The sequence below is a fragment of the Raineyella fluvialis genome, from assembly GCF_009646095.1.
GTDB lineage: Bacteria > Actinomycetota > Actinomycetes > Propionibacteriales > Propionibacteriaceae > Raineyella > Raineyella fluvialis.
Genome location: NZ_CP045725.1, coordinates 1,530,871 through 1,555,452, shown reverse-complemented (window position 1 = coordinate 1,555,452; position 24,582 = coordinate 1,530,871). Strand labels below are relative to the sequence as shown.

Sequence of the window (24,582 nt, the reverse complement as noted above, 5' to 3'; positions counted from 1 at the left end):
TCCTGTACCTGCGCATGGCGATCACGTTGAGATTGATCGCACCGTCCATCAACCTGGGGTCGGCTGGGCTCGCATTCAATCAGTGGAAACCTGACCCGGACGAGGCCCGCGATTTTGCCTACGACGAAGGCGGCCTGCCTCCCGACGAGGACAAATTCGGCAACGACGCGGGCCCCAGCACCGAAACGATCCCGCGGCAACCCTCCGACGTCCGACCCCGCCAGTGGCGTGCCGATATCGAGGACTGCGATCCCGACACGCCGCTACAGGTCGGCACGGACTACACCGTTCTCTTCAGCGTCGATCCTGAAATCGAGGGCGCTGCTGCCGCCGAAACGTTCGACGAGAGTCTGTTCACCGACACGTCGGTGGAAGCACTGACGCTTACCGTGCAGGTGTCCTCAGAGGACTTCGACATTCGCGGCAAGCCGGTCGCCGATCTCGTGGTGCCGCGCCGGGGTCGAACTCCGGTGCCGGCGCGGTTCGTGGTCGCGGCGCGCTACGAGGGCGCCTGCACAATCACTGCCGCCGTGCACCTCCACGGCAACTTCGTGAACCTGCTTCACTTCACTGTGTGGGCGGGGACGGCGGGCCCTGCCACCTTGACCAAGGTAGGGCGGCCCCCGGACGCCCTCAGACACCTGGAGCCGCGCGACATGAGCTTGATCCTGCAGCGGGCGAGCCGCTCGGGTTACGAGTGCATCATCACAGCCGGAGGAGTTCTGAGTCCGACGGTCTTCCTTCCGATAACCACCGAGGAGTTGGCCGCCGAGATCGACCACGTCCAGCAGAAGCTCCTCAGTGTCGTCAGGCTTCGCGACGACGCCGGCAAGCTCGTGTTCCAGACAGGCTTCCAGATCCCGCCACCTCTTGAGCGCGACGCCCTCAGGACGCTTGCCAAAGCCGGGGGGAGGCTGTTCCGCAAGCTGTTCTTCCATCCCCAAGCAGGCTCCGACGCCAAAGCATTGGGGAACTATCTTCGGGCTGAAGCGATCGACGCCCAGGCTTTGCTGACTCTGCAGGTGGTCGACAAAGAGGCAGCAATCCCTTGGGCGCTGCTTTATGTCGGCGACGTCAGCGATGACGCCACTCTCGACTGGGACTACTTCCTCGGCCTGCGACATCTGATCGAGCAAGTACCGCTCGGCCCGCTTCTGCGCGGCAGGACCCTGAAGATCAGCAGCACCCCAGAGCTGACAGTGGGTTTGAACCTCAATCTCCGTGTCGGGCCGGACCTGGTGAATTCCAGAGTGCAGGAGCACCAGCAGCGTTGGCAGCATCTCCCATCGCAACGGAAAAGACTCTCGCTGCGGCCGCGCACCACACGAACCGCCGTGCTAGAAGCCTTGAAGGATCCCAGCAACGGCGACCAGATCGTCTACTTCTACTGCCATGCGGTCGCTCAGGGACGCAACGACGACACCGGCCGGGCGGCCATCACCATGGAACCGAACAGTCCGTTGACCCTGGATGACCTGAACGACAACGCAGGGGTGAGTCTCAGGTTGCCCAAGCAGCCGCTCGTGTTCATCAACGCCTGTGAATCCGCGGACCTGACCCCACTCTTCTACACGGGCTTCGTACCGTACTTCCTTTCCAGAGGCGCCCGTGGAGTCATCGGCACCCAGTCCAAGATGCCAGGCCTGTTCGCGATTCGGTTTGCAGAAGCCTTCTTCGACCGTCTTTTCGACGGGCAGCCGATCGGCGAAGCCATGCTGGCGACACGACGGGACTTCCTCGACCGCTACAGGAACCCCTTGGGCCTTCTGTACGCAGTGCACTGCGACATCGACACCCGCATCGACCCCGCACTGGTGGCGCCGAGTGCCTGACCTGAGTGTCACATGGCGGCTCGCGTGCAACCTGACCCGTGACGGGCCTCTTGTCGGGCCAAGCGGATCAGTTGGGGGCAGGAACCGCCAGATCGATAGCAGCGATACTGTCGAGCATGTCGGCTCGGACGCGCTTCTGAATGGCTGGTCCGATATCCTTGAGTACGTCCGGCGTTAATTCGAGGACGACCCCCCGACGAAACAAGGACGCCTCGTTCCGAGTGAGCTTGAAGAACAGCACTTGGGTCAGTGTTTGCTTGGCCCGCAGCCGGAAATCCACCGCGTGAAGGGCCGCGCCGCCGTCATCGCTCGCTTCACAGTTGGCTACTTGAAAACCGACAGCAGTCGCATCCTTTCCACGCCGGTCGAAGAGCGTGATCCACGGAGACTCCTGGTCCATCGCCTGGAGGCTCTTGAGTGCCGCTGTCACGATGGCCAATGCGGCGGGTGCCGCCCCCAGAACCACGGTGACCACGGCAAGGATCTGCTCGTGCACCTTCGAGCCAGTGAGGTTCTCCTCCGTCCAGGCATCGGTCTGGCCGCGTTGCACCCAGCCTGTCCTTAGAAGGGTGTCATGGTATGCGGAGGCCCACCCTATCGTGTCCTCTTTGTCGGGGACTTTGGCGGAAGCCGCCCGCTGGGCGAACAACAGCCAGGCTCCAACCGCGTTCTTGACACTCAGGCGAGTTCCCTCGGGATACGTAACGAGGTTCGAGTCGACGACAGCACCCTGAGGGGTCCAGTCCTCGAATTGGGGTAGATCCTCCCCCGCGAGGAGCATCGACTCCTCCGGCGACGCCAACTCGACCTGCTCGATGTAGCTCGTCACATCTTCGGTATTCATGGTCCTACCTCTTCACATTCCGAATTGGCGGGTGAACAATCCCTAGTCAATCCCTAGATCTTCCCCGGAGACAAGACGAGCTGACGCTCACCCCTCAGGCTACAGGCGCAGGGCATCGAGAGGGAACTTTCACAGGCGGGCAGCTGATCGGGACGCAGGGGCAACGCCGGCCAGCGAGATCAGGATCCGCCCCTCCCCACGCCGGAACCCTGCAACAATCACGTTTGGTTTTGCTATACATTTCAGGGCACGGATTGGGTATTGCTCTCGAATCTTGGGTGAATGGCGTGGCTGCTGGATGAGTGATTGCTGCCAGGCGGCTCGGGTCGCAGACCACGTCTGGGCGTCTGCGCTGACGTCGACTACGGGGAGAGGAAGCGGCCGACCAGTTCGGTGGCCACAGCGAAGGCTGTGAAGCCGTCGCATGCTGCGCCCGAGCGGCCGCATCGCCATCCCCGACGTCGTCGCCTCCACCGAGCTGCCCGACGACATCCGCGGCGACCTCAGTCTCTACAGCGGCTGCATGGCCGGAGCCTCTCTCATCTCCGAGCTGGAGACGATGATGACCGAGGCCGGTCGGGTGCTGCTGCTGACCCGGACAGCCGCCCGTCGGCGGACGTGGCTTCTGCCGGCACTCTCCGGCACAGCGGCACCGACCCTTCAGTGGCGCGCCCGTTTGAGGGCCAGATACGTGAAGAGCGTCAGAACGGCAGCCGCAAGACTCGCGCCGAGAAGCAGCAGGAGAGCGCCGGAGGGATTCGGGTGCGTCAGCAGGGCATCGTGGAAGGCGAAGACTGCCACTCCCCCAAGGCATCCACCGACCGCCACGGTCGACCCCAGCGGGTGTTGCCGTCGGGCTGACGCAGGGATGCTGATGATCCTTCCGGCCACCCACAGAGCTGCGCAGATCGCCTCGACCGGCAAGAGGAACGAGAGGACCAGGAGCACCGCCGGGTAATGCTCCACGCGCCACTTCACGATCACGAAGGGCAGCGACAACACAGTTGCCAGCGCCAGGCCTGCCAGTGCCGGTCGACGACGGATGAGGGCGACGACGTGCTGGTCGACCCAGACGACGAAGTGCTGGGCGGGGTTGCGCAGCGGGCCACTGACCCCGGCGACGATCACCGCCGCGGCAACGGCGTCGTCAAGCCAGTCAGGATGCGGGGAGGGTTGCCCGGACTTCCTGATCGCTCCTGTGGCTCGCGCCAACCACATTCCGGCGCCGACCGTCGCCACACTCAGGACGGAAAGACCACCGATCGCCCACCCCGTCGATGTATCCCACTCGGAACGGTGAAGTCCCAGCAGCACAGCGACCCAGTAACTGAGTTCCGTCACGCCGCAGAGCGCCATCAGGACCGCACAAGCCCGGAGCAGTTCCAGCGCGCGCCGGATCGGCGTCGGCCCCGGTGAGGAAAGCACCACCGATCGGGTGACGATGACCGCGACCACCACAGGCGGAAGAACGAAGTCGAAGGACGTGAGGATGTCGAAAGGATCGTCCTGCCAGGGCAGTTGTGCCTCGACCGTTCGAGATTCCTTGCTGAGAACCACCCACAGGGTGAACACGACGGCAAGCGATATCGACCCTACGACCGCGCGACGGACCTGCGCGCCGATGACGTCGCCCCCCTGTATCTCCTTCGCCGGCATGCGGCAATCCTGACAGGCGCCGCACAGTGCATGACCAGAAGGCACGCCACCAATCACCAGACGCCGGGCCCGACGGGTCTCCGTCGAGCCCGGCGCCTGGGCATTCAGCAACTAAGGGCGACGGTCGGGACTCAGTCGTCCTGGTGGTCGGTCGAGCCCGCGGGGATGCCCGGCACGTGGTCGGGGCCGTAGATCTTGGCGTCACCCGGGTACGGGGTCTGCCAGTCATGGGCCTGGTACCAGGTCCAGCGGTTGAACAGGTAGGGGTTCGCGAAGTCCTCCTTCGCGCCGTTGCCGGTCAGGTGCTGCTGCTCCGACCAGTTCTCCCACTCCTGGGCGGTGTCCCGCATCGAGGCGGGGACAGCCACGGCCTTGGCGGCTGCGGCGTTCACCGCAGCAGCCGCGGCGCCGGACTGGCCCAACGTGTCCAAGCCGCAGGCAGGCGCGGTCTTGACGCCCTCGGTCAGCGGCACCTGGTTCGGCACCGCCGAGAACGGCGTCATGTCAGCCTTGTTGGTGAAGGCATCGAACATCGGGGTGGCCGCCGCGACCTTCTGGTTCAGCGGCTGGGCGCCGAGGATCTGCTCGATCGTACGGACCATGCTGATCTGGGAGTAGAACGTGCTGACGGTCTTCCCGTGGACGGCGTACGGGCTGATCACCTGGACCGGGGCGCGGTGGCCGTCGATGTGGTCGGCACCGTTCTGGCTGTCGTCCTCGGCGATGAAGATCGCGGAGTCCTGCCAGTACGGCGAGTGCGAGATCTCGTCGACGATCTTGCCCACGGCGAGGTCGTTGTCGGCGACCTGCGCCTCCGGGTCGGCGGTGCCGCCGGTGTGGTCACTGGACAGCCACATCATCTGGAAGTTCTTCGGGCCGTTCTTCTCGAAGTCCTGCTTCCAGGTCGCGTAGCGGTAGATGTCCGGCACGGCGGTGTCGAACGGTGCCGCGTTCGGGTCCGTGATCGCGTCGAGCGACGGGATGGCCGAGCCGGCGTGCATCTGGAGCGACGGCGTGAAGAGCTGCGCCGGGTCGCCCCCGGCCATGGTGCTCGTGGCCGCGCAGTAGTAGTTCTGCCAGGTCGCACCCGCCGGCTTGCCCTCGGTGGAGTCGAACTCCCCGTAGTTCCGGGCGGTCTTGCCCGCGGCCTGGACCGAGGTCCAGAGGAAGCCGGAACGCTGGTGGCCCAGGACATCCGTCTCGGTGTCGTACGACCGCTTGTACTCACCGGCGCTGGTCTCGGTGTACGCCGGGTCGTCGCCCTGCATCATCCAGTTGTGACCCTCGGCCGAGTTGGTGCCGATGTCGTACGTGTTGTCGTACAGACCGAACTGGCTGGCCAGCGCGTGCTGGTTGGGCGTGACCTTCGCGCCGAACTGGGCGAGCGAGGCATCGCCGTTGCCCTGCTTCATGTCGCCGTAGACCTGGTCGTACGTACGGTTCTCCTTGACGATCAGGAAGACGTGCTTGATCGTCGACGGGTCCCCGATCCGCTTCGGCACGGCCACCGCCGGAATCTTGGCGGCGTCGGCGGCCGTCGCCTGCTTGACGGAGGCACCGTCCCAGCCGTTCTGCTCGAAGACCGTCTCGGTGTACTGGTGGATCTGGTCGTCACCCGGCAGGGTGAACTTCGTCAGCGACGCCGTGGTGGAGTGCGTGCCATGGCCGGTCGCCACCGTGGTGCCGGGCCCCTGGTTGTAGCTCAGCTGCGGGCCGCGCGCGTCGATGCCGCGGGTGTTGGTGACGACGATCTGGCCGTTCACCGTTGCGACCCCGACCGGGAAGTAGTCCGTGGGCAGGAGGCCGATGGAGCTGACCGGGTCCTTCGGGTCCTGCTTGTTGACCCGGTAGACCGCGACGGCGTTCGCCCGGCCGAGGGAGACCAGCAGGTGGTCGCCCTGCATCGTGAGGCCGGTCGGTTCGTAGCCGACCTGGGACGAGGCCCACGGCTGGGTCGAGATGGTCTGCACGACCTTGTTGGTCGCGGTGTCCACGACCGAGAGGCTGTCGCTGTTGGTGTTGGCCACGTAGAGGCTGGAGCCGTCGAGGTACATCGCGGTCGGATGCAGCTGGACGTCGATCGACGAGACCGGGGCCAAGGTGTCCGCCGTGTCGATCACGCTGAGGGTTCCGCTGGTGGAGGTGCCGAGGGTGGTGTCGGCGGGCACCTGCGTGCCGTACGACTCCATCGTCGCCTCGCCCGCGACAGCCTGCCGGCCGCCCTCGTTGGAGACGTAGAGCTTCGATCCGACGAACCTGAGCTGGCGGGGGGCGATGCCGGTGGCGACCGTCCGCTTGATGGCGCCCGTGGCGGGGTCGATCGCGACGACCGTGTTCTGGCCGTTGACGGCGGCGTACAGGGTGGAGCCGTCCGGGGAGAACGCCATCCCGGCGGTCAGAGCCTGCTTGCCGCCCGCGGTCGGGATGCTGATCTTCGTGCCGGCGCTGAGCGAACCGTCACTGTTGAAGGGGTAGCGGATGATGCCGGTGGCGACCGGCTCGAAGAGGAACTTGCCGTCGGGTGAGAAGACCGGACCTTCCTGGCCGACGGAGCCGTCGGTGATCTTCAGGTAGGCCATGGAGGGATAACCGGCGTTGCTCGCCGCGGAGGCGAAGCTGGTGGCCGAGAGGGTGCCGGCCGCAGCGACCGGCTTGTAGGTCGTCAGGTCGAAGACCTGCAGGTCGACCGAGCGGTCGGTGCTGGTCCCGACGAGGTAACGGCCGTCGGGGCTGACGGTCGAGCCCATGATCTTGCCGAACGGCGTCATCAGGCGGTCACCAATCGGCTTGATCACCTGGTCGGAGGAGACCTGCTGCCCGGTGCCGTACTCGGTTCCGACCTGGTGCTGGCCGAGCGGGATGGTCGAGGCCGCGGCGATCCCGCCGCCGAGCAGGACGAGCGAGACGCTGGCGGCCGCGATGGAGAACGGCTTGCGGCTCGTCACCCACGTCGAGAGTGGGCGACGGCCGAGGAGAGGGTGTCGGTTCGCGTCGAGAGGTTTCTGTGTGGTCTTTGACGGTCCTGTCACGCGAGCGACCGTAGGCTCCGCCGTTGACATCCAGCGCCGACTTGGGTGACGTTCTGGGTGTGTCCGGGCGAACACTTACGGTCAGGGGTCGGCTCTTCTCTCGGGCCCATGTGCGACAGTGTGATCCGTGACCGACCCTCGCCTGGTGTTCCTCGACGTCGACGGGACTCTCCTCGACCACTCCCAGAACCTTGCGCCCTCGGCTGCCACCGCGATCCGGACGGCCCGCGCGGCCGGACACCAGATCTACCTGTGCACCGGTCGTTCCCGCCGCGAAATCCCCGCGACGGTGACGAGTATCGGTGTGGACGGAGTGATCTCCGCCGGCGGCGGCTTCGTCGAGCGGGACGGTGAGCTTCTCTTCGCCCATTCGATGCCTGCCGACGTCAAGCAGGAGTTGGAGGTGTTCTTCGAGACCCGCGGCCTCGAGTACACCATGCAGGGCTACACCGATGTCTACCCCAGTCACGGCCTGTTCGCCCGTGTCGCGCCGCTGTTCGAGGGCGACATGGCCACAGCCCGGGACGCCGTGGCCTCGGCCGACATGCGACAACTCGAGCGGCGGATGGCCTACCGAGGGCCGGCACCCGACACGGGGATCGCCAAGGCCACCTTCTTCGGCACCCACCCGGGCAGCTTCTCGCTCGTGCGGGACGGGCTGGGCGACCGCTTCCACGTCATCACCGGCACGATCCCCTACCTCGGTTCGGCCGGCGGAGAGGTGAGCCCGCACGGTGTGAACAAGGGCGCCGCGATCACGGAGCTCGCGGAGGCCCTCAACATGCCGCTGGATCGTACGATCGGCATCGGCGACAGTCACAACGACCTGGAGATGCTGCAGGTGACCGGGATCGGGATCGCGATGGGCAACGCGGACGACGTGGTGAAGTCACACGCCGACGAGACCACCTTGAGCGTGAACGACGACGGGGTGTGGCACGCGTTCCGTCGTCACGGACTCATCTGACCCGTCGGCTGAAGGCCCGGGTCGCTCGACGCGCCGCACCCTTCGCCACCAGGCCGGCCAGCGCCTCACGAGCCGCCGAGCGCCTGCCCCGGTTCGTCCCCCGCGTCCACCTCGCCGGACGATTGCAGGTGCTGGCCGAAGAAGGCGATGATCCGCTGGCGGGCGTCCATCGTGGACGGCTCGTGGTAGCCCCACCAGCCGGTCCGGTCACCGATGGTCGGGATCAGCCCGGGACCGCCGTCACCCGCTCCTTCGTAGTCGTGCAGGAAACCGTGGCCGGCCTCGGGGTACTCCTTGACGTCGCTCGGCACTCCGGCCGCCGTCAGGCCCGCCTCCAGCCGGCGGGCCGCGCGGCGGACGATCGGGTCCCGCCCGCCGTAGCTGCCGATCACCGGGCAGGCGGTCGCCAGGAAATCCTTGTCGTACGCGCCGGCCAGCACGGTCCCGTAGTTGACGCTGACAGCGGAGAATCCGCGGTCAGGGGCCAGCATCAGTGCCAGTCCGCCGCCGAAGCAGAAGCCGATCACGCCGATCGACCCGGTGCAGTCGTCCCGGGCGGCCAACCAGGACCGTACGGTCTCGACGTCGTCGTACGCCCCGCCGCGGCGGTTGCGTACGTTCCGCAGGGTCGCGACCATGCAGCGGATCGTGCCGCTGGCGGCGAAGAAGTCCGGCGCCACGGCCAGATACCCCTCGGAGGCGAGCCAGTCGGCCTGGTTGCACAGGTCCTGGGTCATCCCCAGGGCGTCGTGGATCACCACGACGCCGGGCCACGGACCCGAGCCGCTCGGCGCCGCGACGTACCCGGACAGACCGCCCGGCAGAGAAATCAGGTCCCTCACGATTCCAGTCTGACTCAGGTCGCCTAAACCCGGAACGGCGTGGGCCCGTTCCCCGACCTCGTTCCCGTCAGGCCCGGGTAGAAGGCGCGACGTGAACGACCATCCGGTGGTGCCTCAGGCCTGCCTTGTCCTTCTCCCAGGGTCTGACCTGCTCGAGGTCAACAGTCACCTCGCCAGGCCCCACGGCTCGGATCGTCACGGTCTCGGGGCGGACACCCCGACAGCCGTCGGCTCGGTCCCCGGAGCGAAGCCGCGGCTCCAGGACACCTCCACCACGCCGGCAGGGCCACTGACCCGCTCCCGCCACAGGTATCCCGCGGTCCCCAGGCCGCGCAGGACGATGGCTCGCTCCTCCCCGACCGCGAGGTCGAGATCGTCCGGTACCTCGCCCATACCCTGAGCCCCCTTCGTGGCAGTCACTCACAGCTTCACCCCCATGATCCGACGTTCTGGCGCCGCGGGGACCCGGGTCAGCTACCGGGTCCCCGCGGTGGGCCAGTGCCTACTCACACGCAATCACAGGGCGCGGCGGGCGCCTGACCCGAGGCCTTGCTCGTCGCGGGGACCGGCATCTCAGAGGTGGCGTTCGTCGGACCGGTAGGCATGGTGGGCGCACTGGGCGTCGCCATGGCGGTCGTGCCCGCCGCTCCGCCGGGCATCGGGGCGGATCCTGCCATCGATCCGCTCGGTACCGGTGTCGGCATCGAGGCGCCGGGCTCCGCCTCCGTCATCCGCGGGCGAGGATCGCGGGTTCCGCGGCGCTGGCCCCGACAACGCCAGCATTCTGACCGACGGTGAGCTGGTCGATCCAGCCGCCGAGGGAGCCCCAGCCGGACCATCCGTTGCTCGGTGCCGTCTGCCAGTCGTGCCACAGGGCACCATCACCGCCCCGGGCGAAGACCTCCAGCCGTCCGTCGGCGTTCTGCCCGAGCGCGAGCCGATCGATCCACCCTCCGAGGGACGCCCAGCCGGACCATCCGCTGTTCGGCGCGGTCTGCCACTTGTGCCACAGGGCATGGTCCGAGCCGATGACGAACACCTCGACGCGGCCGTCAGCGTTGCGCCCGACCACGGGGCTGTCGATCCACCCGCCGAGCGATCCCCAGCCGGACCAGCCGTTGTTCGGGCGGTCTGCCAGTTGTGCCACAGGGCACCGTCGCCGCCCCGAGCAAAGACCTCCAGGCGCCCGTCGGCGTTCTGCCCGAGAGCAAGCCGGTCGATCCACCCGCCCAGGGAGCCCCAGCCGGACCAGCCGTTGTTCGGCGCGGTCTGCCAGTTGTGCCACAACCCGTGGTCGGAGCCGATCACGAACACCTCCAGCCGACCGTCCGCATTGCGGGTCACCACCGGATTGTCGATCCAGCCCCCGAGCGACCCCCAGCCCGACCACCCGTTGCTCGGAGCGGTCTGCCAGTTGTGCCACAGTGCCCCGTCCGAGCCCCGCGCGAAGACCTCCAGCCGACCGTCGGCGTTCTGCCCCACCGCGAGCCGATCGATCCAACCGCCCAGGGAGCCCCAGCCGGACCATCCGTTGTTCGGGGCCGTCTGCCACTTGTGCCACAGGGCGTGGTCGGAGCCGATCACGAACACCTCCAGCCGACCGTCCGCGTTGCGGGCGACCACCGGGGTATCGATCCAGCCGCCGAGGGACGCCCAGCCGGACCACCCGTTGTTGGGGGCCGTCTGCCAGTTGTGCCACAAGGCGCCGTCCGAGCCGCGCGCGAAGACCTCGAGGCGGGATCCGGCGACACCGCCGACGATGCCCTCCGGGGCCCACATCTGCGCATCGAGCCCGCAACTCCCGTAGCTCATCCGGAAGTAGCCGCTCTCGCCCCATCCCGAGCCCCAGGAGTTCTTGGCGATCCAGCACTGCTGGTTGTCGTCGTACCCGACGATGCAGATGCAGTGGCCACCGATGACCTTGCCGGCCGTGGAGGAGTTGTACGTGTAGACGCCGCCTGTGTAGTGGTAGTAGAAGTCCTCGTACACGGTGAAACAGGCGGTCATGGGACCGACCGTGGAGATGAAGGCCTTCATGTCGGCGAGGGTCGTCGCCTTGTGCCAGCCGGTGATCTTCGTCAATCGGTTCTGCCAGTCCCCGCAGGGGTTGCAGGCCTCGTTGGCGCCGGTGTACGGGTAGCAGGCGGCATCGACGATGCCCTGCTTGAGCCCGTCCATGGCCGCGTCCGGCCACCAGCCGCCGTCGGGGCAGGCGCCGGCCCCGTGCGAGGGACCCCAGCAGTACCACAGGTGTGCCTCGGACAGGTCGACGCTGGTCGCGGGGGATCCGCGGTTGATCCGCACCAGCGTCTCCATCGCCGCGACGCTACCGAAGGCCACGCACGACCCGCAGCCGCCCTGGTCCTCGATGGGGGTGACGAAGTTCTGGCCCCCCTTGTCACGCCAATCGAAGGCAGCCGGCGGAGCCCCGGCCGGTTCCGCCGCGATCCCCGCAGCCTCCCGGGCGGCTAAGCGCTCCGACTCCACGCTCGCGGCCTGGGCCGCGATCCCCTCGGCCTCTTCGAGTGATGGGTCGTCGGGGCCGGGCACGTAGCCGGTCCGCCTCCTGGCCATCGACTCCGAATGGTCCGAGTTCGAGGTGATGCCCGCGGTCCATTGGAGACCCAATTCCGCGATCTTGCTCTGAATAGCCGCAAGTTCTTCGGCCATGTCATTCTCCGTTTCAGGTGGTATGGTCCAGTGGTAAAGGTGAAGAACGTTCTGGCGTCAATGCACCACAGGAGATTGTTTTCTGTGCGCGAAATACCGCGCCACACCCTCCCGACGCAGCGCGAGCATCCCGCGTGTGGTGCGCACGGCACCTGGTGGTCCCCTGAGAGCTTTCGGGGAGGCGGCCAGCGTCGATGCGGATGTGTATCCGTAGATCAGGCGACGGACGTGTCACTCAATGGATCGAGGGCGCCGAACGGCACCTCGTGAACTGCCAAAGAAATATCGCGACATCCGTCCCCATTCTGGCACGCAAAACAGGTCGATGCCAGCCCCGAAAATCCCACCTCCGGCGACCCAGTTTCCAGAAATTCGAGAGGCTACCACCGGTCCCCGGTTTCGCCCAGTCGCCGATTGTCTACATAATTCGTGGACGACCGGCCAGCGGCCCTTGGCCACGTGAGACAGGCGTGTCACCATCCGATCTGTGTCGGAGGCTCCCTGGTCGGCGCCTGCTCCCACGGCTCTCTCTCAGCGCATCAGCGCATACTGGCGGCATCCGCGAAGTGATGCGGAGCACATCAAGGAGTCGTCATGCCCGACGGGTCGATGTCAACGGATCTCTACCACGAAGTGCGTGGCCAGGGCCCGGCGGTCCTGTTCATCCCCGGCGCCTTCGGCGACGCCGGGCAGTTCGCCGGCCCCGCAGAACGCCTCGCCGACGAGTTCACGGTGATCACGTACGACCGGCGGGGCTTCTCCCGCAGCCGCCAAGGCTCGGACCGCCCGGACTCCGCGAGCGTCTCTGCGCAGGCGGACGATGCGGCCCGGCTGATCACCGTCAGCGGTGTCGACCGGGCGATGGTGTTCGGCACCAGCTTCGGCGCCAATATCGTCCTCGACCTCGTCGCCCGCCATCCTGAGGTCGTCACCGCCGCGATCGTCCACGAACCGCCGTTGCGGGAGCTGCTGCCCCCGATCGACCTCCCGAACCCCACCGGCCCGGTGATTCAGCTGGCGCGGACGGATCCCTCGGCCGCGGTGGAAGCGATGATCCGGACGATGGGCTCCGACGAGGGGTGGGAGGCGATCGAGCCGGCGACGCGGGCACGGATCAGCGCGAACGGCGAGTACTTCTTCGGGCGCGAGTTCGGCACCTTCTCCGGCTACGTCCCGGACACCGCCGCGATCCGTGCCACCGGCGTGCCCGTCCAGCTGCTCCTCAGCGCCCACGGTGGCCCGATGGCCCCGCCGGTCATCGCCATCCTGGCCGAACGACTGGGCGCACCCATCGCCACGATCAGTGGCAGTCACATGCCCTTCGGGGAGGCGCCGACCCTCTTCGCCGACGAGCTCCGCCCGATCCTTGAGCGCCTCGCGGCGTGAGGCGGCCGGGCCGACGGACCGACGCTCGTTCGGCGCGAACCAGGCAAACCCGGCGCTCGTCCCTACCGGACGTACCCACGAAGGAGTAGGGACATGAAGAAGGTCGCACTGGTCGGCACGGGGAGGATCGGGACTCACCACGCCCGGGTCCTCGCCGCCGAGGTCACCGGGATCGAGCTGGCCGCACTGGCCGACCCGGCCTCGCCGCACCTGGCGGAACTCGCCGCCGAGCTGGGCGTCCCGAGGGCCACCCGGGACCCGTCGTCGATCGCCGCCGACGACAGCGTCGACGCCGTGGTCATCGCGGCGCCCTCAGGAATCCACCCGGAGCTCATCGAGGCGTACGCCGCAGCCGGCAAGCACATCTTCACCGAGAAGCCGCTCGCCCTGACGGTGGCCGACGCCAAGCGCGCCGTCCTGGCCGCCGAGCAGGTCGGCGTGATCCTCCAGGTCGGCTTCAACCGGCGCTTCGCCGAGTCCTGGCGGCGCGCGAAGGATCTGATCACCTCAGGTGCCGTGGGTGAGGTGCACCGCCTCCACTCGCTCACACGTGATCCCGGCCCGTACGGCCCCGACCCCGCCGGCATCGCGCCCGGCACCATCTTCAACGAGACGCTGATCCACGACTTCGACACGCTGAACTGGCTCAACGCCGGCTACGAGCCCGTCGACGTGTACGCGGTCGCGGACGCCCTCATCCGCCCCGACCACCGGGACGCAGGATTCCAGGACACCGCGGTGGTCACCATCCGCTACGCCAACGGCGCCCTCGCCACCGCCGAGGCCTCGTTCTCCGCGATGTACGGCTACGACGTGCGCGGCGAGGTCTTCGGCTCCGAGGGCATGGTCCAGATGGGCGGCCTCGCCACCACGCAAGCCCGCCTCTACGACGCGACCGGCGGCCACGCAGACACGTCCAGCACCGACACGTCGCGCTTCCATGAGGCCTACCGTGGGGAGTTCCAGACCTTCGCCGATCTCCTCCACGGCGCCGACATCGGCCACCCGGGTGGCGCCGACGGACTGCGCGCTCAACTCGTCGCGGCAGCGGCCATCCGCTCCGCCGCCGAGGGCCGCCCCGTACGGATCGAGGAGGTCGACCAGTGACCACCTCACCGTGCAGGGTCCTCGAGTGTCCACGGGTGGAGCCGCGGGATCCACGCGCGCACGGAGTGGACGTACGCCTCGTACGCCGGCCCGAACTTCCGCCTGAGCCGAGGCTGCTCGTAGAAGCGCACGGCAGCTGCTGAGATGACCCAGGCCACCGCGGTGTAGCCGAGCAGGCCCTGCTGGCCGAAGAGCAGGGCCTGACCGAGCAGCACCACGACGAGGCCGAGATAGATCGGGTTGCGTACGTACCGGTAGACGCCGGCCACCACCAGACGTGGCGGCGCTGCGGTGGGCATGGGCGTGCCGCCGGCCCGGATGAACTCCACGAACGACAGCGCGATGAGCCCCAAGCCGAGCACGATCAGCACCACACCGAGGGCCTGCGCGATGAACCACCCCGGCAACGGGCGCTGAAAGCGCCAGTAGCCCAGCACGTACGGCAGCATGGCGCAGACGATGGCGCCGAGGCCGCCACCCCACCCGAGTGCGACGAGAATCGCCACCGACTTCCGCACGCTCCGAGGGTAATGCCAGGTCCGCCGCGCTACCGTGGAGCGGCACCGAGGCCCCCGACGTGATCGTCTCCCCCTGGCGGGCTTGGTGGCCGAAGGCAGGGACCATGAGCAGAATCTGGGGCTATTTCACCGCGCTGATCGGCCTGATCTGCGTGGGCTTCCTCCTCCACCTGCCGTTCTCCACGCATCCGCGGACGGTGCGCAGTGACGTGATCCAGGGATTCCTCATCGGTTACGGGCTGGCCTTCGTGACGGCCCAGCTCTACGCGAGGATCAAGGCCACCAGGGTCAACAGCTGGATCACCATGCTCGGGCTGGGCCGGCCCGGCAACGGCATGCTGCTGCGCGCCGCCCACGCCCAGTTGTTCCCCGGCCCCGTCAACACCGCGGACGAGGCGGTCTACTGGTGGACGAACGCGGACGGCGCCGGGCGTACGCTCAACGGCCGGCGCGACTACGTCATGCACTTCCCGCCCGGCGGCCTGCCACCGAACAGCGGCTTCTGGTCCCTGACGATGGGCGACGCCCGCAACCATTTCGTGGCCAATCCGCTCCACCGCTACAGCGTCGGTGACCGCTCGGGACTCGTCCCGAACGCCGACGGCTCCGTGGACGTCCACCTCCGCTCCGCCGCTCCGGCGGGCCTTGAGTCCAACTGGCTACCCGCCCCGGCGGGGCGGTTCATCCTGTGGCTGCGGGTGTACGAGCCGGGGCCGAGCATCCTGGACGGCAGCTACCGGGTGCCACCGGTCGTCGCCGTGGAAGGGCACGCCGGATGAGACTCGAACACCTGCTCACCTTCGGGGTGGTCGCGCTGGTCACCTGGTTCGGCTTCCTGTACTTCTGGCCGCGCCTGCTGCTGACCGTGTTCAAGCGCGGCCTGCTCCGTCGAGGGCTCGGGAATGGTCCAGTCCCGGTCAACACGCTCGATACCCAACCAGCGGCGCAGTTCGCTGATCCCCTGCACACCCCCACGTCCGGCTCCCGGCTGATGTCGGTCGGCGTGAACCGTGACACCATCCTGACGGCGGGCTGGCTCGACCTGAGGCAGGGACCGCTGGTCCTGCACGTCCCGGACATGGACGGCCGCTACTACAGCGTGCAGTTCACCGACCCGTCGACCAACACCACCTTCGCGTACGTCGGCAAGCGGACGACCGGCACCGGGGCAGGCGACTTCCTGATCACCGGGCCGGGATGGTCCGGGCAGGTGCCGAGCGGGATGCAGCAGATCGCCTCACCGAGGCGCTCGGTGCTCGTGATCGGCCGGGTGCTCGTCCTCAGCGACAGCGATATCGGCACCGCACACGATCTCTCGAGGCAGCTGCGCTTGACGCCGCACCCCTGACCTCACTTCGAGTGCGTGCCTTCGGACGTCAGCCGACTCCTCTGATGCCTACCCAGAGGCCGTCGCGAGCCCGAGTCATCGCCACGTACAGCTCGCGGCGCGTCAGGTCCCAGCGCTCATGATCGGCGTCGTCGGCGGGCGGCTGCCCGCTTGTCTGGTGCTGCCGAATGTCGGGGATCAGCACCTGCTTGAACTCCAACCCCTTCGCGCGCTTGATGGTGCCGACCTTGACCGCGTCGACCGGCGTCCCGGAGTAGGCCTCCAGATCGACCACCGGGATCCCGGCTCTCCTGAGCACCGCAGTGGCGTCCGATGCGGACTGGCGGGTGATGCACAACACGGCGACGTCACCGAGCCCGGTGCCGATCTCTTTGGTCACGGTACGGATGCGCTCGATCATCGCGGCGTTGATCCGGCCCCATCCTGGGCCACGTTCGATGACCGGTTCGGGGCCACGACGGGGAATGCTGGCCGGCACGTCACCAGGACCGATCGCCCCGTCGATGTCGGCGTATTCGTCCCCGGTGACCAGGCCCTGCGCGAACGAGACGATCTGGGCAGTGTTGCGGTAGTTGATGTCGAGCACCACACCGCGGCCCGCCACCGACAGGCCGGCCTCAGCCAGCGTGTAGCCGCCTGGGTAGATGGACTGCTGGCCGTCGCCGATGAGGGTGAAGCCGTCGGGCTCGTCGCCGACGAGTGAGTGCAGCATCCGGATCATCGCGCAGGACAGATCCTGGGCCTCATCGACGATGACGGCGGAGTAGACACCGCGCAGCGGCTCGCGAACCAACTCGGCCTCCGCGAGCAGGATCTGGTCGGCGAAGTCGTGGATCCGGCGGGCGCGCAGTTCGGCCTCGTAAGCCTCGTACAGCGCCCAGACCGCTTGCCGCCCGTTCAGAGCGAGTCGATGTCGACGGCCCGTCCGGTTGAGGTCGGCGTACTGTTCGAACCGCGTGATACCGCGCCCCTTCAGCACGCATTGGATCTCCTCGTCCCAGTAGCGCTGGTCGCGCGGCCCCTGGCCGAGTATCGAGTCCACGCCGGTCCTCTGCCAGGCGGCGGCGAAGGCCTGCCCAGACCCCTTCCGGTTCGGCCGGCAGTCCACCCCACGATCATTCAGGAGCCGGCTGGCGAAGGCATTCACCCCGACGAACTCAACCCGGTCGACGACGTCCGGGGCCATCCTCGCCAACATCGCCTGCAGCACCTGCGGCAGAGTCTTGACGTAGGAGGTGACCAACACGCGGCCTCCGGTCGTACGGGCCAGATGTGCCGCCCGATGAAGACCGACGACAGTCTTGCCGGTGCCGGCGGCGCCCCGGATCCGGGATGGACCCTGGAACGTGCGCCGCACGAGCTTCGCCTGCTGCGGGTGGAGGAACGACATCCACTCCTCGATGGGCGAGACGAGCACCCCCCGCAGGAGCGCGTCGTTGACCTCCTCCGGACTCAGTAGTGCGTCCTGCTCCATCACCTCAGGCGGAGCAGAAGCACGTCCGACCCGAACCATCGGTCCGGGCACAGGCGCGGCCGGGACAACCGGCTCGGGGACCGTGGCGACGACCGGAGCCGGCGCCGTGGTCTGCGGGAAGAGGACGAGGGCACGAGCGAGAACCGCATCGACCTGGGTGTCGGTGAGTCGGCGGCCGTAGGCGGTGATGCAGTTCAGCACCTCTCGCTCACCGACGATGCGTACGCCCTGCACCGTGGCATCGATCCCGCGGCGTCCTGCCAGCACGACAAAGGGCCTCACCTCCCCTGGGGCCAAACCGACCTCCGCCAGTTCGGCCTGTGTGACGGCAGTCAGGTCGGCCAGGGCGAGGAGTTCGTCGGTCACGTCCGCCTCACCGCGGTGGACCCGACCCCCGTCGATCGAGACCTCGGCCCAGGCCTTGGTGTCGACGATGAAGACCCCGCCGGGCCCGACCACCACCAGGTCGATCTGAGCGTGCTTCGTGCCGGGCCATCGGCGATCGGCGAGGAGGAAATGACCCACACCCGACAACGACGCCAAATTCCTGGCGGTTCTTCTCTCGGTGATCTCCGCTATTTCGAAACGTCCTGCCGCAGCCCGAGCATCGGCGGCCGCCCGGTCATGTGCCAAGGCCAGGGCAAATTGACGTCGGGCCTCCGCGCCGGCAGATTCACCGGCGGCCACGAGGCACCTTCGCGAACATGTTTCCGCGCACGGAAAGCCTCCTCCCCCGCGGAAACGCTCCGCGACCCCGTTATGGAGTCTAATGCGGGCCGGCCAATCCTTGCCGAGAGCGAGAGAATCTCTCCGACGGCAACCGCCATAGCCGATAAACGGCAGGGATTCCCAATTGTCGGCTTCGCCACCACCGATCGGCGTCCAACCGGGCGGTTCTGCCGGCCGGCTCAGCCGGCCAGCTCTGCGGGCACCACCACGGTGTCGACCAGCGCCCCGCGGCGAAGGACCGTGATCTCCAGACGCTTCCCGATCGCCTCCTCGAACAACAGTCGCTGCAGCGACTGGGCGTCGCCGAGCGGCCGCCCCTGGACCGCCAGCACCAGGTCGTACGGCAGGATGCCGCTCGACACCGCCGGACTGTCCGGGACCACCTCGACCACCCGCAGAGCGGTGCGCCGCCCCGTACGCTCCACCCATTGGGGCGGCAGAGGCGCCGGAGAGGTGATCAGGCCGAGGTACGCGCGGCGGACCCGGCCGTCGTGCATCAGGGAGGCGATGATCCGGCGCGACGTGGCGTTGATCGGCACGGCCAGGCCGACGCCGAGGCCGGCGACAGCGGTGTTGATGCCGATCACCCGACCCGCCGAATCGGCCAGGGCACCGCCCGAGTTGCCGGGATTGAGTGAGGCATCGGTCTGGATGACGTCCTCGATCAGGCGCATGCCGCCCCGTGTCGGCACCGGGAGGGAGCGTCCCAGACCGCTGACCACCCCGGCCGTCACGCTGCCAGCGAGCCCGAGCGGATTACCCACGGCCACGACCAGGGAACCGATCCGCAGGTCATCCACGTCACGGAAGACGGGCGGTTCCATCAGCTCGCGATCGGCCCGGACCAGGGCGAGGTCGGCCAGCGGGTCCCGCCCGACCACCTCGATGTGGGAGGTGCTGCCGTCGGCGAACGAGGCCTCGCCCACCTCTGCCCGTCCGACGACGTGGGCGTTGGTGAGCAGGTGTCCTTCAGCGGTGAGGAAGACCGCCGATCCTTCCGCCTCCCCGCGGTCGTGGCGCAGTCGCACGGCCGCCACGCGCGGTAGCAGGTGCTCCGCGACCGAGGTCACGACCTGGGAGTAGGCATCCAGCGCCTCGTCGTCCCGGGGTCCGTGATCGCTTGTTTCCATGGCGCGCCTCCGATGACTCTGAGGTCTCAACGCCGGTGGGGCCCCGAGACTTCCCGACGCGTCGGCGACCGGTCCGCGACCTGTTTGTCCGGGGTGTGGTGAAGGAATCACGGCCCGCCATCACACTGGTGACCGCTTCACCTCTTCCTAGCTTGCGGTGGCCGTCAGCAGCAGGAGCCCGCGGGGAGAGGCTTGACCGCCTCGATGGTCGCGGACACGACGTAGTCGGTGATGCTGCGACCCGGCGCCCACTGCTCCATGAAGGCCTTGCTCTCGTCCTTCGGAGCCACCCGGACGTCGTCGAAGCCCGCCGCGGTCATCATCGCCTCGAGTTCCGCGACGGCCGCCGCCCCGGCGACGCATCCGCTGTAGAGGCTGAGGTCACCCCGGACGTCCTCGGGGATCTCGTCCGATGCCACGACGTCGGAGACGGCCAGACGCCCGCCCGGGCGCAGGACCCGGAACGCCTCACGGAAGACGGCAGGCTTGTCCGGGGAGAGGTTGATGACGCAGTTGGAGATGATCACGTCGACGCTGGAGTCGGCGACGGGGAGGTGCTCGATCTCGCCGAGGCGGAACTCGACAGTGGCGTAACCGCCGGTCTCGGCGTTCGCGCGGGCCTTCGTCACCATGGCCGGGGTCATGTCCACCCCGATGACCCGGCCGCTCGTCCCGACCGCGCGGGAGGCGAGGAAGGCGTCGAAGCCGGCACCGCTGCCGAGGTCGAGTACAGTCTCGCCCGGCTGCAGCGCGGCGATCGCGCCCGGGTTGCCGCAGCCGAGCCCGAGGTCGGCACCCTCGGGAACGGCCACCAGGTCCTGCGCCGAGTAGCCGAGCTGAAGGGATCCGATCTGGACGGGCGCGGCCGGAGCGCAACAGGACGACGACGAGGACGAGTCGCTGGGGCCGCAACAACTGTCCGCGCCGGCCTGGGCGACCCGACTGTAGGTGTCGCGGACGGCCGAACGGATGGCGTCGTCGGTGGTCTGGCTCATGGTGCTCCTAGCAGCAGGCGTTGATGTGCAGGGCCCGGGCGATCGCGTGGATCGCCTCGGGGAGGACGCGGTGATGGACGCTCATGCCGTGGCGCTCCTTGGTGAGCAGTCCGGCGGCCTCGAGGGTCTTGAGGTGATGGCTGACGGTCGGGTCGGAGAGACCCACGTGCCGTGCCAGTTCACCGGTGGAGGCCTCCTGACCGGGTAGGCCCAGCAGGTGGTCCAGCAACTGGAGACGTGTGGGATCGGCGAGCGCCTTGAGACGTACGGCCAGGGCCACGGCATCAGAAGCGGACATCGGCTGAGGTGCGTCCAGCGGCGCGCAGCAGATCGGGGAGGTGTCCTCCAGCAGTGGCAACGGTCGTGGCATGCCTCTCATGGTCGCACCCTTTCGACATATGTCAAATTGGTGCGGGAGGGCGGCAGTGTCAACGGGGTAAGGGCCGGCGACAGCGCGGATCGACCAGTATGTGCTTCTGCCCACACCGCCCCGGAACCACTTGCGAACTTGTCGCAAGGGAGCCACAGTTCAATGGTGATCGAATCAATCCGGCTTGAAGTATCACGGCAGGCCGCGTCCCCCACAGATGCCGTCACGCTCCTGGCCGTGGCCGCCGACCCCGTCCGCTGGAGCATTCTCCAGCGTCTCGCCGCCCAGGGCACCCGGTGCGTGTGCGACCTGCAGCCGTTGGATCCGATTCCGCAGAACAAGTTGAGCTACCACCTGAAGGTGCTCCGTGATGCCGGACTGGTGACGAGCGCGAAGCGCGGCCGGTGGGTCGATTACACGCTGGCCGAGGACGCCCTGGAGCGTCTTCACGCGGCCCTCCCCGGGGCCTCCGGCTCCTGCCAGGGGCACACGTCATGTCGGTGATACAGCAGCGCAGCATCCGCCCGGCGATCCGGCTGTGGGCCGCCCTCGCGGCGGCAGCCGTCGCCTGGACGGCCCTTTACCTGGTCAACCAACCGTTCTGGGACTGGCTGGTCGGCGGTGTCATCAGGCTCGACCTGACTACGCGCCTGGGTTCCGGGGTGCACTTCTTCTTCTACGACACCGTCAAGATCGCGCTTCTGCTGGCGGGGATCATCTTCCTGGTCACCGTGGGGCGCTCGTACATGAGCGTGGAGCGCACCCGGGCCCTGCTCGGCGGACGGCGCGAAGGCGTCGGCAACGTGCTCGCCGCCGGCCTCGGTGTCGTCACGCCTTTCTGCTCCTGCAGCGCCGTCCCGGCGTTCATCGGGTTCGTCGCCTCCGGAGTGCCGCTGGGGGTCACGATGAGCTTCCTGATCGCCAGTCCGCTGGTGAACGAGGTCGCCATTGCGCTTCTGCTCGGGCTGTTCGGTCCCGGACCGACCGCGCTGTACATCGGCTCGGGTCTGGTCATCGCGACCATCGCGGGGTTGGTGATCGGCCGGTTGAAGCTGGAGCGGTGGGTCGAACCGTTCGTGTTCGAGACTCGGTTGCGTGGCCAGGTCGTCGACTCGACCATCGGGCTGAGCTTCGCCGATCGCGTCCGGATGGGCGTCGAGGAGGTCGGCTCGATCCTGAAGAAGATCTGGCCCTACCTCCTGGTCGGCATCGGCTTGGGCGCCGTGATCCACGGCTGGGCGCCGGAGAACTTCTTCGCCCAGTACGCCGGGGCGGACAATCCGTTCGGCGTGCTGATCGCCGTGGTCGTCGGGGTGCCGCTCTACTCCAACGCCGCCGGCATCCTGCCGCTCGTCGACGCGCTGCACTCCAAGGGCCTGCCGATGGGGACGCTGCTGGCCTTCATGCAGGCCACCGTCGCGCTGTCGCTGCCGGAGATGATCCTGCTGCGCCGAGTCCTGAAGCCCAAGCTCATCGCGACCTTCGTGGCGATCACTTCGATCGGGATCATCGCCGTCGGCTACCTGTTCAATGCCGTCCTGCCGAGCTGACCCAGGCCTGCGGACGTCCGAGCCATTACCCCCGACAACCCATCGAATCCGACAGGAGCATTCCCATGCAGATCAAGATCCTCGGCTCCGGTTGCGCCAACTGCGTCAACCTCGAGAAGAACACCCGTACGGCGCTGGCCACCTTGGGTCGGGAAGCAGAGTTCATCAAGGTCACGGACTTCGCCGAGATCGCCTCCTACGGCATCATGCGGACCCCGGGTCTCGTCGTCGATGAGGAGGTCGTCCTCTCGGGTCGCGTGGCCAAGCCGGCGGAGATCGCGGACCTCCTCGACAAGCGCTGAGCCGGCCTTCCCATGCGTTTCCTCGCAGATCCGCCCAGGTTCCTCTTCTTCACCGGCAAGGGCGGGGTCGGCAAGACGTCCATCGCGTGCGCTTCCGCCGTCCGGCTGACCGCCGAGGGTCGACGCGTGCTGCTCGTCTCCACGGACCCCGCCTCGAACGTGGGGCAGGTGTTCGGAGCGACCATCGGGAACCGGATCACTCCCGTCCCCGGTCTTCGGGGTCTCGACGCCGTGGAGATCGACCCCGCGTCCGCGGCCGACCAGTACCGGGAGCGCATCATCGGCCCGGTCCGCGCCGTCCTGCCGGAGGACGAGATCGCCTCGATCACCGAGCAACTGTCCGGGTCGTGCACCACCGAGATCGCGTCGTTCAACGAGTTCACGGACTTCCTCGCCGACACGGCGACCACAGCGGCGTACGACCACGTCATCTTCGACACCGCGCCGACCGGGCACACGCTGCGACTGTTGCAGCTGCCCGGCGACTGGACCGGGTTCCTCGACGCCGGCGGCGAGGCGTCCTGTCTCGGGCCGATGTCCGGTCTCGAGAAGCACCGAGCGTCGTACGCGAACGCTGTCGCGGCCCTCACCGACCCGGCCCGCACCCGTCTGGTGCTGGTCGCCAGGCCGCAGCCGACGAGCCTGGCGGAGGCGCAGCGTACGGCGCGGGAGCTGGACGAGATCGGCCTGCGGGCGACCCATCTCGTCCTCAACGCCGTCCTCCCCGAGGACGCGGTCGGTCATGACCCCCTCGCCCGGGCCATCCGGGACCGGGAGCAGCGGGCGATCACCGCCCTCGACGGCACCTTGGCCGCAGTGCCCCGCGACGAGATCGATCTGCAGGGGCAGAACATGGTCGGACTGGAGGCCCTGCGCGTCCTGCTCTCCGATGGCGACGAGAGGCTCGGGACCCCGGTGTCCAGCGAGGCGCGGCCCGGCGATGGGGAGTCGGTACCAGCACCACAAGGCGACCAGCAACACCTCGACAGCCTGGTCGAGGAACTCGCCGCCGCCGGACACGGCCTCGTCATGTGCATGGGCAAAGGCGGCGTCGGCAAGACCACGATCGCCGCCGCGGTCGCCGTACGCCTGGCGGACCTCGGTCACCGGGTGCACCTCACCACCACCGATCCGGCTGCCCATCTCGACCGTACGCTGACCGCGACCGCGGACCTGCCGACGTTGACGATCTCCCGGATCGACCCGACGGAAGCCATCCGCGACTACCGGGAACACCAGATGGCCACGAAGGGCGCCAGGCTCGACGCGGCCGGGCGGGCCGCGTTGGCCGAGGACCTGATGTCGCCCTGCAACCAGGAGATCGCGGTGTTCCAGAAGTTCACCCACCTGGTCAACCAGGCCGCCCGGACGTTCGTGGTGATGGACACCGCCCCGACGGGCCACACATTGTTGCTGATGGACACCACCGGGGCGTACGACCGTGACGTCCGGCGCGGCATGGCGCCGGGGATGAAGTTCACGACGCCGCTGATGCGGCTGCAGGATCCCGGCTACACCCACATCGTGCTGGTCACCCTCCCGGAAACCACCCCGGTGCTCGAGGCCCTCGAGCTTCGCGACGACCTGGTCCGCGCGGACATCACGCCCTGGGCGTACGTGATCAACCAGGCACTGAGCGTCACAGCCACCTCCTCGCCCCTGCTCCGGCGCCGGGCGGCCCTCGAGGCCGAACCCATCCGGACCGTCGAAGCGGCGGCCCCCCGGCTGGCCGTGGTCCCGTACCTGGCCGAGGAGCCGGTGGGCGTGGCGCGACTCCGCGAGCTCACCTCGTCTCGGGTGGCAACCACGGCGCCCGGCACCTGATAGGAGGCG

At 68.1% G+C, this 24,582-nt stretch carries 21 protein-coding genes and 1 pseudogene; 10 read left to right on the top strand and 12 right to left on the bottom strand.

What is annotated here, in order from left to right:
- Positions 1–14: 14 nt before the first annotated feature.
- Positions 15–1,832 (top strand): CHAT domain-containing protein, encoded by a 1,818-nt coding sequence (locus Rai3103_RS07125; RefSeq protein WP_153572008.1) that lies wholly within the window; start codon positions 15–17, stop codon positions 1,830–1,832.
- A 67-nt stretch (positions 1,833–1,899) separates the two neighbouring features.
- Here Rai3103_RS07125 and Rai3103_RS07120 read toward each other — a convergent pair whose 3' ends face one another.
- The 3 genes from Rai3103_RS07120 to Rai3103_RS07110 form a co-directional block, all read right to left on the bottom strand.
- Positions 1,900–2,676, bottom strand: a complete 777-nt coding sequence (locus Rai3103_RS07120; protein ID WP_153572007.1) for a hypothetical protein — start codon at positions 2,674–2,676, stop codon at positions 1,900–1,902.
- 660 nt (positions 2,677–3,336) lie between these two features.
- Positions 3,337–4,332, bottom strand: a complete 996-nt coding sequence (locus Rai3103_RS07115; protein ID WP_153572006.1) for a hypothetical protein — start codon at positions 4,330–4,332, stop codon at positions 3,337–3,339.
- A 131-nt stretch (positions 4,333–4,463) separates the two neighbouring features.
- Positions 4,464–7,277 (bottom strand): alkaline phosphatase family protein, encoded by a 2,814-nt coding sequence (locus tag Rai3103_RS07110; RefSeq protein ID WP_228489246.1) that lies wholly within the window; start codon positions 7,275–7,277, stop codon positions 4,464–4,466.
- Between the two features lie 211 nt (positions 7,278–7,488).
- On the opposite strand from Rai3103_RS07110, the gene Rai3103_RS07105 reads away from it, so the two are divergent.
- Positions 7,489–8,328, top strand: a complete 840-nt coding sequence (locus Rai3103_RS07105; RefSeq protein WP_153572004.1) for a Cof-type HAD-IIB family hydrolase — start codon at positions 7,489–7,491, stop codon at positions 8,326–8,328.
- 65 nt (positions 8,329–8,393) lie between these two features.
- On the opposite strand, the gene Rai3103_RS07100 is transcribed toward Rai3103_RS07105, so the two are convergent.
- The 4 genes and pseudogenes from Rai3103_RS07100 to Rai3103_RS17670 all read right to left on the bottom strand — a co-directional run.
- Positions 8,394–9,170, bottom strand: coding sequence for a dienelactone hydrolase family protein (locus Rai3103_RS07100; RefSeq protein ID WP_228489245.1), 777 nt, complete (start codon positions 9,168–9,170; stop codon positions 8,394–8,396).
- Positions 9,171–9,365: 195 nt separating this feature from the next.
- Entirely contained in the window at positions 9,366–9,563 is a 198-nt protein-coding gene (locus Rai3103_RS07095) for a hypothetical protein (protein ID WP_153572003.1), read from the bottom strand.
- Positions 9,564–9,897: 334 nt separating this feature from the next.
- A complete protein-coding gene (locus Rai3103_RS19190; protein WP_479685349.1) occupies positions 9,898–10,317 on the bottom strand; it encodes a DUF8189 domain-containing protein in 420 nt (139 codons plus the stop codon).
- Positions 10,215–11,744: pseudogene (locus Rai3103_RS17670) on the bottom strand (DUF8189 domain-containing protein); the annotation flags it as partial. The gene Rai3103_RS19190 and the pseudogene Rai3103_RS17670, both read right to left, overlap by 103 nt.
- Before the next feature lie 690 nt (positions 11,745–12,434).
- Here Rai3103_RS17670 and Rai3103_RS07085 point away from each other — a divergent pair.
- Both Rai3103_RS07085 and Rai3103_RS07080 read left to right on the top strand, forming a co-directional pair.
- Positions 12,435–13,226 (top strand): alpha/beta fold hydrolase, encoded by a 792-nt coding sequence (locus tag Rai3103_RS07085; RefSeq protein WP_153572002.1) that lies wholly within the window; start codon positions 12,435–12,437, stop codon positions 13,224–13,226.
- 93 nt (positions 13,227–13,319) lie between these two features.
- Entirely contained in the window at positions 13,320–14,333 is a 1,014-nt protein-coding gene (locus Rai3103_RS07080; RefSeq protein WP_153572001.1) for a Gfo/Idh/MocA family oxidoreductase, read from the top strand.
- 5 nt (positions 14,334–14,338) lie between these two features.
- Here the strand turns inward: Rai3103_RS07080 and Rai3103_RS07075 are convergent, their stop codons facing one another.
- Entirely contained in the window at positions 14,339–14,851 is a 513-nt protein-coding gene (locus tag Rai3103_RS07075) for a methyltransferase family protein (protein WP_153572000.1), read from the bottom strand.
- Positions 14,852–14,955: 104 nt separating this feature from the next.
- Between Rai3103_RS07075 and Rai3103_RS07070 the strand changes: the two genes are divergently transcribed.
- Both Rai3103_RS07070 and Rai3103_RS07065 read left to right on the top strand, forming a co-directional pair.
- Complete coding sequence (locus Rai3103_RS07070) at positions 14,956–15,630, top strand: DUF1214 domain-containing protein (protein WP_153571999.1); 675 nt, start codon at positions 14,956–14,958, stop codon at positions 15,628–15,630.
- Positions 15,627–16,199 carry a DUF1254 domain-containing protein gene (locus Rai3103_RS07065; protein WP_153571998.1) on the top strand — a complete coding sequence of 191 codons (573 nt, stop codon included), beginning with the start codon at positions 15,627–15,629 and terminating at the stop codon, positions 16,197–16,199. Before Rai3103_RS07070 ends, Rai3103_RS07065 begins: the two co-directional genes overlap by 4 nt.
- Before the next feature lie 28 nt (positions 16,200–16,227).
- Here Rai3103_RS07065 and Rai3103_RS07060 read toward each other — a convergent pair whose 3' ends face one another.
- The 4 genes from Rai3103_RS07060 to Rai3103_RS07045 all read right to left on the bottom strand — a co-directional run bounded on the left by Rai3103_RS07060 (position 16,228) and on the right by Rai3103_RS07045 (position 20,897).
- Positions 16,228–18,360 (bottom strand): nuclease-related domain-containing DEAD/DEAH box helicase, encoded by a 2,133-nt coding sequence (locus Rai3103_RS07060; RefSeq protein ID WP_153571997.1) that lies wholly within the window; start codon positions 18,358–18,360, stop codon positions 16,228–16,230.
- A gap of 221 nt (positions 18,361–18,581) precedes the next feature.
- Positions 18,582–19,532, bottom strand: coding sequence for a S1C family serine protease (locus Rai3103_RS07055; RefSeq protein ID WP_153571996.1), 951 nt, complete (start codon positions 19,530–19,532; stop codon positions 18,582–18,584).
- A 164-nt stretch (positions 19,533–19,696) separates the two neighbouring features.
- Positions 19,697–20,527 (bottom strand): arsenite methyltransferase, encoded by an 831-nt coding sequence (locus tag Rai3103_RS07050; RefSeq protein WP_153571995.1) that lies wholly within the window; start codon positions 20,525–20,527, stop codon positions 19,697–19,699.
- Between the two features lie 7 nt (positions 20,528–20,534).
- A complete protein-coding gene (locus Rai3103_RS07045) occupies positions 20,535–20,897 on the bottom strand; it encodes an ArsR/SmtB family transcription factor (protein WP_153571994.1) in 363 nt (120 codons plus the stop codon).
- Positions 20,898–21,059: 162 nt separating this feature from the next.
- Between Rai3103_RS07045 and Rai3103_RS07040 the strand changes: the two genes are divergently transcribed.
- The 4 genes from Rai3103_RS07040 to arsA all read left to right on the top strand — a co-directional run bounded on the left by Rai3103_RS07040 (position 21,060) and on the right by arsA (position 24,573).
- Positions 21,060–21,401, top strand: coding sequence for an ArsR/SmtB family transcription factor (locus Rai3103_RS07040; RefSeq protein ID WP_153571993.1), 342 nt, complete (start codon positions 21,060–21,062; stop codon positions 21,399–21,401).
- Positions 21,392–22,447, top strand: a complete 1,056-nt coding sequence (locus tag Rai3103_RS07035) for a permease (RefSeq protein ID WP_153571992.1) — start codon at positions 21,392–21,394, stop codon at positions 22,445–22,447. The genes Rai3103_RS07040 and Rai3103_RS07035 overlap by 10 nt, the downstream gene beginning before the upstream one ends.
- A 65-nt stretch (positions 22,448–22,512) precedes the next feature.
- Positions 22,513–22,749, top strand: a complete 237-nt coding sequence (locus Rai3103_RS07030; protein WP_153571991.1) for a thioredoxin family protein — start codon at positions 22,513–22,515, stop codon at positions 22,747–22,749.
- A 12-nt stretch (positions 22,750–22,761) separates the two neighbouring features.
- Positions 22,762–24,573, top strand: coding sequence for an arsenical pump-driving ATPase (gene arsA / locus Rai3103_RS07025; protein WP_153571990.1), 1,812 nt, complete (start codon positions 22,762–22,764; stop codon positions 24,571–24,573).
- Positions 24,574–24,582: the final 9 nt, after the last annotated feature.

Bases quoted from the DNA above. Each gene is read 5' to 3' on its own strand.
- Rai3103_RS07040 (WP_153571993.1), top strand. From the start codon at position 21,060: ATGGTGATCGAATCAATCCGGCTTGAAGTATCACGGCAGGCCGCGTCC.
- Rai3103_RS07045 (WP_153571994.1), bottom strand. From the start codon at position 20,897: ATGCCACGACCGTTGCCACTGCTGGAGGACACCTCCCCGATCTGCTGC.
- Rai3103_RS07070 (WP_153571999.1), top strand. From the start codon at position 14,956: ATGAGCAGAATCTGGGGCTATTTCACCGCGCTGATCGGCCTGATCTGC.
- Rai3103_RS07085 (WP_153572002.1), top strand. From the start codon at position 12,435: ATGCCCGACGGGTCGATGTCAACGGATCTCTACCACGAAGTGCGTGGC.
- Rai3103_RS07095 (WP_153572003.1), bottom strand. From the start codon at position 9,563: ATGGGCGAGGTACCGGACGATCTCGACCTCGCGGTCGGGGAGGAGCGA.
- Rai3103_RS07055 (WP_153571996.1), bottom strand. From the start codon at position 19,532: ATGGAAACAAGCGATCACGGACCCCGGGACGACGAGGCGCTGGATGCC.
- Rai3103_RS07065 (WP_153571998.1), top strand. From the start codon at position 15,627: ATGAGACTCGAACACCTGCTCACCTTCGGGGTGGTCGCGCTGGTCACC.
- Rai3103_RS07125 (WP_153572008.1), top strand. From the start codon at position 15: ATGGCGATCACGTTGAGATTGATCGCACCGTCCATCAACCTGGGGTCG.
- Rai3103_RS07115 (WP_153572006.1), bottom strand. From the start codon at position 4,332: ATGCCGGCGAAGGAGATACAGGGGGGCGACGTCATCGGCGCGCAGGTC.
- Rai3103_RS07035 (WP_153571992.1), top strand. From the start codon at position 21,392: ATGTCGGTGATACAGCAGCGCAGCATCCGCCCGGCGATCCGGCTGTGG.
- Rai3103_RS07120 (WP_153572007.1), bottom strand. From the start codon at position 2,676: ATGAATACCGAAGATGTGACGAGCTACATCGAGCAGGTCGAGTTGGCG.
- Rai3103_RS07050 (WP_153571995.1), bottom strand. From the start codon at position 20,527: ATGAGCCAGACCACCGACGACGCCATCCGTTCGGCCGTCCGCGACACC.
- Rai3103_RS07030 (WP_153571991.1), top strand. From the start codon at position 22,513: ATGCAGATCAAGATCCTCGGCTCCGGTTGCGCCAACTGCGTCAACCTC.
- Rai3103_RS07080 (WP_153572001.1), top strand. From the start codon at position 13,320: ATGAAGAAGGTCGCACTGGTCGGCACGGGGAGGATCGGGACTCACCAC.
- arsA (WP_153571990.1), top strand. From the start codon at position 22,762: ATGCGTTTCCTCGCAGATCCGCCCAGGTTCCTCTTCTTCACCGGCAAG.